13 protein-coding genes are annotated in these 12,952 nt (G+C 49.2%); all 13 read right to left on the bottom strand.

The features are described 5' to 3' along the window. Positions 1 to 33: 33 nt before the first annotated feature. Positions 34 to 936 (bottom strand): tyrosine recombinase XerC, encoded by a 903-nt coding sequence (gene xerC, locus NSQ19_RS05580; RefSeq protein WP_017554460.1) that lies wholly within the window; start codon positions 934 to 936, stop codon positions 34 to 36. Between the two features lie 571 nt (positions 937 to 1,507). Continuing rightward, the gene (gene topA, locus NSQ19_RS05575; protein ID WP_029141585.1) at positions 1,508 to 3,583 is read right to left on the bottom strand and encodes a type I DNA topoisomerase; all 2,076 of its coding nucleotides are present in this window, start codon (positions 3,581 to 3,583) and stop codon (positions 1,508 to 1,510) included. Positions 3,584 to 3,851: 268 nt separating this feature from the next. Further along, positions 3,852 to 4,730 carry a DNA-processing protein DprA gene (gene dprA / locus NSQ19_RS05570; RefSeq protein ID WP_029142355.1) on the bottom strand — a complete coding sequence of 293 codons (879 nt, stop codon included), beginning with the start codon at positions 4,728 to 4,730 and terminating at the stop codon, positions 3,852 to 3,854. A gap of 145 nt (positions 4,731 to 4,875) precedes the next feature. Then, positions 4,876 to 5,778, bottom strand: coding sequence for a succinate--CoA ligase subunit alpha (gene sucD, locus NSQ19_RS05565; protein ID WP_019722024.1), 903 nt, complete (start codon positions 5,776 to 5,778; stop codon positions 4,876 to 4,878). Between the two features lie 65 nt (positions 5,779 to 5,843). Then, positions 5,844 to 7,004, bottom strand: coding sequence for an ADP-forming succinate--CoA ligase subunit beta (gene sucC, locus NSQ19_RS05560; protein WP_061566966.1), 1,161 nt, complete (start codon positions 7,002 to 7,004; stop codon positions 5,844 to 5,846). A 214-nt stretch (positions 7,005 to 7,218) separates the two neighbouring features. Further along, positions 7,219 to 7,509: an EscU/YscU/HrcU family type III secretion system export apparatus switch protein gene (locus NSQ19_RS05555; protein WP_013859072.1), complete on the bottom strand. Its 291-nt coding sequence runs from the start codon at positions 7,507 to 7,509 to the stop codon at positions 7,219 to 7,221. Further along, positions 7,506 to 8,744 (bottom strand): hypothetical protein, encoded by a 1,239-nt coding sequence (locus tag NSQ19_RS05550; RefSeq protein ID WP_340702536.1) that lies wholly within the window; start codon positions 8,742 to 8,744, stop codon positions 7,506 to 7,508. The genes NSQ19_RS05555 and NSQ19_RS05550 overlap by 4 nt, the downstream gene beginning before the upstream one ends. 36 nt (positions 8,745 to 8,780) lie before the next feature. After that, positions 8,781 to 9,548 (bottom strand): ribonuclease HII, encoded by a 768-nt coding sequence (locus NSQ19_RS05545; RefSeq protein WP_017554451.1) that lies wholly within the window; start codon positions 9,546 to 9,548, stop codon positions 8,781 to 8,783. A gap of 45 nt (positions 9,549 to 9,593) precedes the next feature. After that, positions 9,594 to 10,436, bottom strand: coding sequence for a ribosome biogenesis GTPase YlqF (gene ylqF, locus NSQ19_RS05540; RefSeq protein ID WP_019722018.1), 843 nt, complete (start codon positions 10,434 to 10,436; stop codon positions 9,594 to 9,596). 54 nt (positions 10,437 to 10,490) lie between these two features. Further along, entirely contained in the window at positions 10,491 to 11,042 is a 552-nt protein-coding gene (gene lepB / locus NSQ19_RS05535) for a signal peptidase I (protein WP_013859068.1), read from the bottom strand. 172 nt (positions 11,043 to 11,214) lie between these two features. Then, positions 11,215 to 11,559, bottom strand: coding sequence for a 50S ribosomal protein L19 (gene rplS / locus NSQ19_RS05530; protein ID WP_013859067.1), 345 nt, complete (start codon positions 11,557 to 11,559; stop codon positions 11,215 to 11,217). 139 nt (positions 11,560 to 11,698) lie between these two features. Further along, positions 11,699 to 12,433 (bottom strand): tRNA (guanosine(37)-N1)-methyltransferase TrmD, encoded by a 735-nt coding sequence (gene trmD, locus NSQ19_RS05525; protein WP_029142351.1) that lies wholly within the window; start codon positions 12,431 to 12,433, stop codon positions 11,699 to 11,701. Then, positions 12,430 to 12,948: a ribosome maturation factor RimM gene (rimM, locus tag NSQ19_RS05520; RefSeq protein WP_019722017.1), complete on the bottom strand. Its 519-nt coding sequence runs from the start codon at positions 12,946 to 12,948 to the stop codon at positions 12,430 to 12,432. The genes trmD and rimM overlap by 4 nt, the downstream gene beginning before the upstream one ends. Positions 12,949 to 12,952: the final 4 nt, after the last annotated feature.

The following is a 12,952-nucleotide window of genomic DNA, read 5'->3' as shown; positions in this document are numbered from 1 at the left end:
TCCTATGTAATCAAAGCGAACCGCCTTGCATTGCTATGCTCTCGGGTGGTAAGCCATATAGGTTTTCCGCAAATGCTCCTTGGTTACATGTGTGTAGACTTGCGTGGAAGACAAGCTTTCATGCCCAAGAAGGTCTTGTACTGTGCGCAAATCAGCCCCGTGGTTCAGCAAATGGGTTGCAAATGTGTGCCGCAACATATGGGGATGAATTTTTCCGGTCAGTGCCGCTTTTTTGATCATTTCATTTAAAATATAGCGGACACCTTTATCGGTCAATGCGCCGCCGCGTGCATTTACAAATAAATAGGAATGGTCTTCTTTGCCGCGCATCAACGTTTTCCGTGCATGCGCCATATAATCCGAAACGGCTTCCCCTGCAAAATGGCCGAACAGCACGATCCGTTCTTTTTTTCCTTTCCCTTTTACATGGATCGTCTCGAATTCAAAATCAATATCCTGCAACCGGATATTGACGCACTCGCTCACGCGGATGCCGGTCGCATACAGGATTTCGAGCAAAGCGCGGTTGCGCCGGGACAATGCATCATCCCCTTCACATGCCGCAAATAGTTGCTCCATTTCTTCCTCATAAAAAAATTTGGGCAGACGCTTATGTTGTTTCGGCTGTGATAAAAGTGCGAAGGGATTTTCCTTGACAATCTGCTCCCGCATCAGGAATTTGAAAAAACTGCGAATGCTGGATATTTTCCGTGCTACCGTGGCGCGGCTGTACCCATGTTCATGCAACGTTGTCAAATACAGCCTCCCCGCCGGATACCCCACCTCGTCTAGCGAGGCGATCCCCTGTGCGGTTAAAAACACAAAAAAATCCTCCAGATCCAGACGGTAAAATTTGATTGTATATGCGGAATAGTTTTTTTCCACTTGCATGTATTCCATAAAAGAAAGCAAATAGCCGGACAGTTCGCCGTTCATCTGTTTAACACCTCACATGTGCGGGGAAACGGGCCTGCTTTACTCCACCCTTCACATTGATGGATCACAGGGGCTTTCCGGGTTATTGCCATTTTTTCCGGCCCGGCAAGGCGGCCCGGACAAACCCGCCAGCCGGCATTTTTGCGCCGGGCCGGGTGTCCGTCATCCCCGGCTTGTGCCAACCGAATGCCGTCTCCCGCCGGCTCATATGCTTCGAAGCCAAGAGACGGCATTCGGAAATCCGGTTAAATCATAACACATTTCCGGATCGGATTGCAACGAATGTTACATATTTTTCATAAATTTTTGAATTGTCCTCTTGACTGGCGCTTCCTACCCGTGAAAAGCCGGGAATGCCGTTTACTGAAAAGCTTTTGGACGGTGCCGCCAACGATTCGGGAAATCTGTCGTTTTTTGTCGCAACTGCCCTTTAAGCATTTTACACCAGCTGCTGCAAGAAGTAAAAGAATAAGTTGTATTTTCTCGTAAAAATGTAAATATTCATTTTCATCAGCCCGAACTTTGCCGCCCGCTCCGCGCAAGGCTGTAAAGTTCCGGCATGGCCCAATCATTATTCCACCGACTGCTCTTTATAATCACAATGCACGCACTGGATTTGCGTCCCTTTTTTCAGTTTTTTCTCAACAAGCATGTCGCCGCACTTCGGGCACTTCCTGCCAACCGGCTTATCCCATGAGACAAAATCGCATTCCGGATAACGGTCGCACCCGTAGAAAATGCGGTTTTTCTTTGTTTTCCGCTCAATGATTTCGCCTTTGCCGCATTTCGGGCAAGTGACACCGATTTTTTTAACGATTGGTTTCGTATTGCGGCAGTCAGGAAAATTGCTGCAAGCCATAAACTTGCCGTAACGCCCCATTTTATACACCATCGGGCTTCCGCACAGCTCGCACATTTCCCCCGTTTCTTCATCTTTGATCTCGATTTTCTCCATTTCGTTTTCCGCTTTTTTCAGGCGGGCTTCGAAATTTTGATAAAACGCATCAATGACTTGGACCCATGGCACTTTTCCTTCTTCAATTTCATCCAGGTCTTTTTCCATATCAGCGGTGAATTCGACATCTATGATTTCGGGGAAAAATTCCCGGATCAGTTCGAGCACGATTTCGCCGAGCTCTGTCGGGACAAACCGCTTATTTTCAAGTGCCACATAGCCGCGCTTTTGGATTGTATCCAATGTCGGCGCATAGGTGGACGGCCTCCCGATTCCAAGTTCTTCCAGTGTTTTGACAAGCCGGGCTTCGGTATAGCGTGGCGGCGGCTGGGTGAAATGCTGTTTCGGTTCGATCGACTCGGAGTGGACAACATCCCCTTCTTCGAGATGCGGCAAATAACGTTCGCCTTCTTCCTGCTGGTCGTCGGAACCTTCCACATACACTTTCATAAAGCCCGGAAACTGGATTTTTGAACCGGAAGCCCGGAACAAGACTGTGCCGTTTGCCAGCGTGGCACTCATCGTATCCAGTATCGCAGGGGCCATCTGGCTGGCCATAAAGCGTTCCCAAATCAATTTGTACAGCTTATACTGGTCTCTGCTTAAAAAGGACTTGAGCGAACCCGGGTCCCGGAAAATGCTTGTTGGCCGGATCCCTTCGTGCGCATCCTGGGCATTTGCCTGCTTTTTCTCTTTTCTTTCTTCCTGGCGCAAATAGTTTTCCCCGAATTTTTCCTGAATATATTGATTGGCTTCTGTTTTTGCGACATCCGAAATCCGAGTCGAGTCTGTTCTCATATACGTGATCAGCCCGACAGTGCCTTCTTTTCCAAGGTCGATGCCTTCATACAGCTGCTGGGCCACCATCATTGTTTTTTTCGCCCTGAAGTTCAGTTTCCGGGCGGCTTCCTGTTGCAGGGAAGAAGTCGTAAACGGCGGTGCCGGATTCCGTTTCTTCTCTTTGTGCGTGACGGAAGAAACCTGGAACTTGTCGCTTTTCAGCAGGCCGGTAATTTTTTTCACATCCGCTTCTGACTTCAGCTGCATTTTTTTTCCGTCCACACCGTAAAAAGATGCCTGGAACGTGTCTTTCCCTTTTTTAAAGGATCCGGCAATTGTCCAGTACTCTTCCGGCACAAACGATTTGATTTCATTTTCCCGGTCAATGATGAGGCGGACGGCAACGGACTGTACCCTGCCCGCACTCAAACCTTTTTTCACTTTCTTCCATAAAAGCGGGCTGATGTTATAACCGACGAGGCGGTCCAAAATCCGCCTTGCCTGCTGGGCGTCGACAAGGTCCATATTGATCGGGCGCGGATGTTTAAATGATTCTTTGATCGCGTCCTTTGTAATTTCATTAAATACGACGCGGCAGTCCGAATGCACATCCAGATTCAGACTGTTGGCGAGATGCCAGGCAATCGCTTCCCCTTCGCGGTCAGGGTCGGCGGCAAGATAGACTTTTTTAGCTTTTTTGGCCGCGTTTTTCAAATCTTTTAAGACTGGCCCCTTGCCCCTGATTGTAATGTACTTCGGTGTAAAATGGTCGTCCACATCCACCCCCATTTGGCTTTTCGGCAAGTCGCGCACATGCCCCATGGAAGCTTTCACTCTATATTTTTTTCCCAAATATTTTTCAATCGTTTTCGCTTTTGCAGGTGATTCTACAATCACTAAGTAGTCTGACATTCAAAAATCCTCCCTGGAGAGCTTATACCCTCTCTTTGCAGCAACTTTGCTTTCATTTTTCAAACAAAATCATCTGTAATTATGGGCATGGATACCCGCATTTGTCAATTGTAACAGCACGGATGATGAAAAATCAACATGGCAAACGATTTCATTTTGAAAATTTTATCTATTCTTTCTCTATTTTATATACATTTTATCCAAAAATCATGCGTTTTTTCACAAAATCGGAAAATCGCTCCCCATTTATGAATTTTCCCTGACAATTTTACCTTGCCGAAAGCAGTTCTTCCAAAATGTCCCCGCTGCACGTCACCAGTTTTGCGCCCTGCTGGATGAGATGGTTCGTTCCTTCCGACAGGCTGTCCAGAACGTTTCCCGGCACGCTGAAAACTTCCCGCCCTTCCTGGAGGGCGTAATCTGCCGTGATCAAAGAGCCGCTCCGTTTTTCCGCCTGAAGCACGAGCACACCTTCCGAAATGCCGCTGATGATCCGGTTGCGTTCCGGAAAACGCCATTTTTCAGGGCGCGTAAACGGCGGATATTCCGACAGGAGTAAATGGCCCTGTTTTATTTTCTCCGCCATCCCTGTATTTTCCCGCGGATAAATATGAAAAAATCCGCTTCCGAGCACCGCAATCGTCTTTCCCCCAAATTTCATGGCAGCACGGTGGGCAATCGCATCCGCCCCTCTCGCCAGCCCGCTGACAATGGTAAACTGTTTTTCGATCAGGGGCGGCAGCAAATGATCGGCGGCTTTTTCCGCATAGGAACCGGCCTTTCTTGATCCGACAACGGCCAGCGCACGTTTTTTCAGCAATGATATATTTCCGATTGAATAGAGTATGGCAGGAGGCTGGTACGTTTCTTTCAGAAGCGGCGGATATTCCGGTTCAAAACGGGCTGTCATCCGGATCTGTTTTTCCCGGTAGAGGGTTAAATAGGGGTTGATGTCAAGATGAAGGAGGTCTTCATAAAATCGTTCAAACGTTTCCTTTTGCATCTGAAGCATGGCGCGCAGTGTTTCAGGGGGAATCCGACAGATTTTTTCAAGCAGCGGATCAAATTCGAGGATTTTCATTTTTTGCCCACGGGAAATCCCCCTGCAATGGTCCAAATGAATGTATTTGATTTTTAACGGTTCCATTGTTTTCCTCGCTTTCAGACCGTATTTCATTGAAAAAAACAAAATATTTAGGACCCGGCTGCACGCTTAAAATGGCAGCCGGATCCGGGCAGTTTCACCAAGCTGCCCCGGAAAATGCGGGTTCCGGGACGGCCGGTGCCGCAACTTAAAGGTTTTTACATTTCTCGTAAAGGCCTTTTTCCTTCAGGACACGGATCAGCGTTTCCCCAATGACCGCCGGTGTTTCGGCCACCTGGATGCCGCATTCGTTCATCGTGCGGATTTTTTCGGCTGCAGTTCCTTTGCCGCCTGAAATGATAGCGCCGGCGTGGCCCATCCGTTTTCCAGGAGGCGCTGTGACACCGCCGATAAATCCGACAACCGGTTTCTTCATGTTTGCCTGAACCCATTTGGCAGCTTCTTCTTCCGCCGTCCCGCCGATTTCACCGATCATAATGACCGCTTCTGTTTCCGGATCATTGTTAAATTCTTTTAATACATCAATAAAGTTGGTGCCGTTCACAGGGTCACCGCCAATGCCGATCGCTCCTGTCTGGCCGATGCCGGCGCGCGTCAGCTGATGGACGGCTTCATAAGTCAGCGTGCCGGAACGGGAAACGACCCCGACATGGCCTTTTTTATGGATATAACCCGGCATAATGCCGATTTTGCATTCATCTGGCGTGATGATGCCCGGGCAATTCGGCCCGATCAGGCGCGTTTTTTTCCCTTCCATATAACGTTTCACTTTGACCATATCCAACACCGGGATATGCTCAGTAATGCAGATAACAAGATCGAGTTCTGCATCGACCGCTTCCATAATCGCATCTGCCGCAAACGGAGCTGGCACGAAGATAACCGAAACGGTTGCGCCCGTTGTTTTAACGGCTTCTTCCACCGTATTAAAGACCGGCACGCCTTCTACTTCAGTCCCGCCTTTGCCAGGGCTTGTGCCGCCGACAATTTTCGTTCCGTATTCCAAGCATTGTTTTGTATGGAAAAGCGCCGTTTTCCCGGTAATCCCCTGGACAATGACTTTCGTGTCTTTATTTACATAAATGCTCACTTTTTTCCCCTGCCTTCTTCATTCAAGAATATTTGTTCGCATTTGGCCCGAATGAACAGCTGCTGTTAGCTGACCAGTTCGACAATTTTTTGTGCGCCGTCTGCCATCGATTCAGCTGCCACAATTTTCAACCCGGATTCGTTTAAAATTTTCTTCCCGAGTTCCACATTGGTCCCTTCAAGACGGACAACGAGCGGAATGTCGAGCCCGACCTGTTTTGTGGCTGCAACCACGCCGGAAGCAATGACATCGCATTTCATAATGCCGCCGAAAATGTTGACAAAAATGCCTTTGACTTTTTCGTCCGATAAAATAATTTTAAACGCTTCCGTTACTTTTTCTTCCGTTGCGCCGCCCCCGACATCAAGGAAGTTGGCCGGATCGCCGCCGTAATATTTAATAATGTCCATTGTCGCCATCGCAAGGCCGGCGCCGTTTACCATGCAGCCGATATTGCCGTCAAGGGCGACATAGCTCAAATCGTATTTCGACGCTTCAATTTCTTTCGGGTCTTCTTCTTCGAGATCGCGGTATGCCAGAATATCCTGCTGGCGGAACAAGCCGTTCGAATCAAAATTCAATTTGGCATCGAGCGCCATCACTTTTCCGTCGCCGGTTACAACAAGCGGATTGATTTCCGCGATCGAGCAGTCTTTTTCCACAAATACTTGATAAAGGCCTGTCATAAATTTAACAGCCTGATTTACAAGTTTAGCAGGAATATTGATGTTGAATGCAATGCGGCGCGCCTGGAACGGCAACAGGCCGACTGCCGGGTCAATGCTTTCTTTGAAAATCTTTTCCGGTGTTTTGGCCGCCACTTCTTCAATTTCCGTGCCGCCTTCTTCAGAAGCCATCAGCACAACCCGGCTTGTCGCACGGTCCAAAACAAGGCCGACATAGTATTCTTTTTGAATGTCACACCCTTCTTCAATCAAGAGGCGCTTCACTTCTTTGCCTTCAGGGCCTGTCTGATGCGTCACAAGCGTTTTGCCAAGCAGTTCCTGCGCGTATGTACGAACCTCATCCAAATTTTTTGCCACTTTGACGCCGCCTGCTTTTCCGCGGCCGCCGGCATGAATTTGCGCTTTTACCACACATACATCTGTTCCGAGCGATTTCGCCGCTTCCACCGCTTCATCCACGGTGAAGGCCACTTTCCCGTTCGGCACAGCGACCCCGTATTTTCTCAGGATCTCTTTGCCCTGATACTCGTGAATATTCATGTTCCATCCTCCTATCAAACTGTTCAAAAAATTAACTGCGCTTTCATTTTAATAAACATCGGAAAAGATGTCTACCATAATGAACGAAAATGGCTATTATTATTCAAAAATATTTTTTGCAGTATAAAATGGACGGAATTTCACCGTTCGTTTGCCTGCTGTGAATCGCAATCTTTATTCAAATGGGCGCCTGGGCCTGATGTAAAACTTTCGTTCATTTGATATCCTTGTTTTTTAGCGACTGGTCGAGGCGGTAAATCATGGCAAACACCTCGGCCACAGCCGCATACAGTTCTTCCGGGATCGCTTCGTTGATATCGAGCCGGCCGAGCAGCGCGGCAAGATCCGGGTCCTGCTGGATCGGGACATTCGCTTTTTTTGCCTCTTCGATAATCCGCCTGGCCGTGTCCCCTTTGCCTTTTGCCTTCACGACAGGGGCGGAATGCGCATCCGGGCTGTACTGGAGCGCGACCGCTTCTTTTATGTCTTTTTGTGGATCCTTCATATCCTAAGGTCAACCCCTTTCCCGGAAACGTCCGGCCGGCTGAGCGCGGCACGCACAGCACCCGGCTGGAATTCCCCGAACCGGACATCAGACAATGTGTAACCGGTTTTGGAAAGGCCTTCCTTTAAGGCCGGCAAAAAAGGCTTTACGGCTTCCTGGAGGCCCTTTTTCAAACTGGAAATGCGGATGGAAACGATCCGGTTTTGCACATTCATCTCGACCAATGTTTCTTTCATAAACTGAAGATTTAAGTAAAAAATGATTTTACAATAGTTACTGTCTATTTTTCCGTCTTTTTTCCGCCTGCCTGACCATTGCACAACGGCATTCGTTTGAAAGCGCGCGAAAGAAAGCGGAATTTCCATCCAAATGTGCTGCACCGCCCCGCCGGGAAGCGAAAGCAGTTGCTGGCCGTTCAGTTTCTGCACGATTTCGTCTGCTGCATCCCGGGCTGCTTTTGTTCCCCCGCCTTTTTGCAGCAACTCAACAAGCAACGCTTTTAAAGGCAGCCCGCCCTTGTCCGCGGTTTTATCCCCATGCAAAAGCCCCGCCTCATAAAAAAGCCCCATTTTTTGAATCTTCTCTTTGATTTGCAGGCGCAGCGCCTCTCCTGTCACCTGCCCGTTGCCCGCCCCAAGTTCCCTGATAAGCGCAAGCAATTGCCTGGTTTCCGGCGTCTGTTCCCCCTGCTGAAGCGCCTGCTGCAGCCGGTTTAAAAGCTGATCTACCGGTGTGTTTTGCACGAAGGTACGGAGAGAAGTGAACACGCCCTCCGTCACAGGAAAGCCTTCTTGCATGAGGGCAGCCGTTTCCAGCCCGTTTGCAAGATCCGGCACATGCTTCAGCCATGCGCCGATTGCGGCAATGTCATTTTTTGTAAACGGAATCCCCCGTTCAGCCAAGTACGAGACAAGGGACTGGAACGTTTTCCCCGGCGGCAGCTGCATTTGCGGGAGCAAAGCTTTTCCGGCATTGTCGTTTGCATCGGCTTCCGAGAGCATTTTCAGCCGGACTTCACCATCGACCAAAACCGTTTGAAACCAGTAGTTTTTTCCGGCTTCAAGCGGCACTTCGAGTTTCGCGGCAAACGCACGCCCGCCTGCCCGGATAAGTGCGGTGTCATTTGGAAACAGTTTTTGGATGGCGCCGGAAAAAATCTGCCCCGTTTGAAAAGAAAACGTGCGGATATTTGAGCCGGCTTTAATAAATGGTTGTTTGCCAAAAGAAATTTGCATGCTTACCCCCCGCTCTGTTTCTTCCTTCTTGCTTATTTATCGGCGGATTGCCGGCCTGTCTTTAATCGGCGCAAACGATTTTCTATGGATCGGGCATGGGCCAAGCTTCATGATCGCTTCCAGATGTTTTTTCGTCCCGTAGCCCTTATGTATGGCGAAACCGTACCCGGGATATTTTTCATCCATTTCCCGCATATACCGGTCTCTCGTTACTTTTGCAATCACGGAAGCCGCGGCAATTGAAATACTTTTCGCATCCCCTTTTACAATCGAAGTTTGCGGGTACGGGGCCGGAATTTCCATCGCATCGATCAGCAAATGGTCCGGAGAAGCGGGCAAATGGCCCAAAGCCGCAAGCATCGCCTTTTTGGCCGCCTCGTAAACATTCATCCGGTCAATTTCTTCTGCACTGGCAAAGCCGACGCCGACAAGGGCTTCCTCCTGAATGTGCGCAAAAAAGGCCTCCCGCTGTTTTTCGGAAAGCTGTTTGGAATCGTTCAGTCCGGGCAGGCAAAAATCTTCCGGAAGAATGACGCAAGCGGCTACAACCGGACCGGCAAGCGGCCCCCTGCCTGCCTCGTCAATTCCGGCGATCAGGCGGCAGCCGTGGCGGCGCAGGGCGTCTTCAAACCGGGACATCTCCCGGAATTTTTCAAGCTGTTCACGCTCTTTTTCTAATTTTCTCATCCATTTTTCCAGCGCTTTTTGTGCGCCTTTCCGTTCATCCCGGCGCAACTTCTTGACGAACGGATCGGACGGATTTGTCATTTCTGAAAGCCGCGCTTCAATATCACTGATTTTCAATGTTTCCCCTCCTATGAAAAATAAGCGCCCCTTTTACGGAGGCGCTTATCCCAAATCAAATGTCAGAGGCCCCAGTTTCATGCCGCGGATATCACGGATAATCACCTCAGCCGTTTTGTCGTAATCGATTTCCCCTCCCGCCCGCAAACAGCCACGCAGGCGCCCAATATGGTCAAAAAGGGGTACGATGTCCGGGATATCCCCGAGCTTATACCGGGCTTTTAATGCGTCGGGATAATGTTTTTCAAGAAAACGCAGGCCAAATACGGAAACGTCCTGCAGGTTGAGGATCGTGTCTTTAATTGCGCCGGTTAAGGCGAGCTTATAGCCGGTTTCCTTGTCTTCGAATTTCGGCCAGAGGATTCCGGGCGTATCGAGGAGTTCCATCGTTTTCCCGACTTTTATCCATGCCTGCGCTTTTGTCACGCCCGGCGTATTGCCGGTTTTGGCGATATTTTTCCCGGCAAGCCGGTTAATGAGCGTCGATTTGCCGACGTTCGGTATCCCGACAATCATCGCCCGTATCGCACGCGGACGGATGCCTTTTGCCCGCAGTCTCTCCCATTTTGGCTGCAAAATCTGTTCAGCCAGTTTCACCATTTTGTCGAGCCCTTTTCCGCTTTGCGCGTCAATGGCAAGGACATGCGTATTGCCGCCGGATAATATTTCAAGCCAGCGGGCTGTAGCAGCCGGATCCGCCATATCCGCCTTGTTCAACAATTTGATCCGCGGCTTTTGCTGAATCAGTTCATCCAGCATCGGATTGGCGGAGGAAACCGGGATCCTTGCATCCAGCAGTTCAAAAACGATATCGACCAGTTTTAATTTTTCGGTCACTTCTCTCCTTGCCTTCGCCATATGGCCCGGAAACCATTGTATTGCCATCATGCGTCAACTCCATCACGGTTACTTTTTTCCGTAAAATGTGCAGCTGCCGGGCGCTTATTTATTGATCATATGGGCATCTTTCACCGGCCAGTATACAAAGTTTGTCTCCCCGACCACCTTGCTAAGCGGAATGGTCCCGATCTGGCGGCTGTCTTTGCTGTACCGGCGGTTATCGCCCATCACAAAAATCTGCCCTTTTGGCACCGTGTCGCGCCCGATATAATCTTTTAAGGTAAAATCTTCCGTAAGCGGTCCGTCGGCAACGGCTTTTTTATATTTATCGAGATAAGGCTCTTTATACGCTTTCCCGTTAATATACAGGACGTCATTTTTATACTCGATCCGGTCGCCCGGCAGCCCGATGACCCTTTTGATATAATCTTTGCCTTCCGGGGCGTGGAAAACGACGATGTCGAACCGTTTCGGGGTCCCGATTTTATTTACAATCATCCGGTCGCCGTTTTTCAAAGTCGGCATCATGGAAGAACCGTCGACCACGATCGGGGCGAAGAAAAAATAGCGCAAAATGCCGGCCAGTGCCACAGCGATCAGCAGCGCTTTCACCCATTCGAACAGTTCATTTTTTGGTTTTTTCTGTTTTTCCATTTATTTACACCGCCTCATTCCATGTATCCATTAAGTGTATATTCCCTGATATTTTGCATTATAACAGGATTGGTTGCCGATTGAAAACCTCAGACGGCACCCGGGTTATTTATGTATAAGTATGAAGAAAAGGGGCCATGATAGCCCCTTTTCGAACAGCCGTTGCAGCAAATTAGCGGATTTCTTTAATACGGGCGGCTTTACCGCGCAGATTACGCAGGTAGTAAAGTTTCGCACGGCGAACTTTACCGCGACGCACGACTTCAAGCTTCGCAATTTTCGGTGTATGGAGCGGAAATGTACGCTCAACGCCGACGCCGTAAGAAACTTTCCGGACTGTAAACGTTTCGCTGATCCCGCCGCCGCGGCGTTTAATGACCACACCTTCAAAAACCTGGATACGTTCGCGTGAACCTTCGACAACTTTTACATGGACGCGGACCGTATCCCCCGGGCGGAAAGCAGGCAGATCAGTGCGAAGTTGATCTTTTGTAATTTCGTCAATAATATTGTGCATCGTATTCAACTCCTTCCAACAAATGCTCTTGCAAATCTTCCATCTTATTTGCAGCGGAACATCGTTTTACGGTGGCCTGCCTTGTTTTCAAGCAAACCACAAATGCAATCTTAGCATAAACGCATGCCGATTGCAACAGCTATCCGTGCATTTCTTCCCATTCTTTCAGCCACGCTTTTTGCTTTTCGGAGAGCGTCACGCCGTGCAAAAGGTCCGGCCTCCTCGTATAGGTGCGGTACAGCGACTCTTTTTCGCGCCATTCTTCAATCAGCCGGTGATTTCCGGATAATAACACGTCCGGCACCTTCATCCCGCGGAAATCCGCCGGACGCGTATAATGCGGATGTTCCAGCAGCCCGGTTGAAAAAGAATCGGTAACAGGCGAAGTTTCATTGCCCAAAACACCGGGAAGCAGGCGGACGATGCTGTCGATCATGACCATTGCGCCCAGCTCGCCGCCCGTTAACACATAGTCCCCGATTGAAATTTCATCGCTTACAAGTGTACGGATCCGTTCATCATACCCTTCGTAGTGGCCGCAAATAAAGATCAGATGTTCTTCTTTCGCAAACGCTTCCGCTTTTTGCTGCGTATACGTTTCTCCCTGGGGGCAGAGCAAAATGATGCGCGGCTTTTTTTTGCTCCCCTCAAGCAGGTCTTCTACTGCATCGAACACCGGCTGGGGCTTTAACACCATGCCCGCCCCGCCGCCGTACGGGTAGTCATCGACGGTTTTATGCTTGTTGTCGCTGTATTTGCGGAAATTGACCAGATGGTAATGGACGATCCCTTTTTCTTCTGCTTTTTTTAAAATAGAAGATCCGAGAACGCCTTCAAACATTTCCGGGAACAAAGTCAATATATCCATTTTCATGGCAAAAGCCCTTCCATCGGTTCAATTACAATTCTTTTTTCTTTTTTGTCGACTTTTTTGACGACGTCTTCAATATACGGAATTAGCGCCTCTTTCTGCTGCGCTGTTTTCACCACCCAGACGTCATTTGCCCCGGGCGTTAAAATCTCTTTTACCGTCCCGACTTTCTCGCCTGCGGTTGTCACGACTTCGCAGCCGATGATTTCATGAAAATAAAACTCATTTTCGCCAAGCTCATCCAGCTGTTCTTCGGAAACTTTCAGCATGCCGCCTTTCCATTTCTCGGCTTCCCCAATCGAATCAAAGCCCTCAAACTTCAGCAAATCAAACTGCTTATGCACCCGGTGAGATTCAATCGTAAGCGCAACCGGTTCATTGCAGCCGGGAAGGAACAAGTAGAGCGTATTGCCCGGTTTATACCGTTCCGCTTTGAAATCCGTTTTGGAAATGACCCGCACTTCTCCGCGGATGCCGTGTGTATTGACGATTTTGCCGACATTAAACCATTGTGTCATATTC

The sequence above is a fragment of the Weizmannia sp. FSL W8-1119 genome, assembly GCF_038008605.1.
Taxonomy (GTDB): Bacteria; Bacillota; Bacilli; order Bacillales; family Bacillaceae_C; genus Weizmannia; species Weizmannia coagulans.
This window is presented reverse-complemented; position numbering and strand designations above follow the sequence as displayed.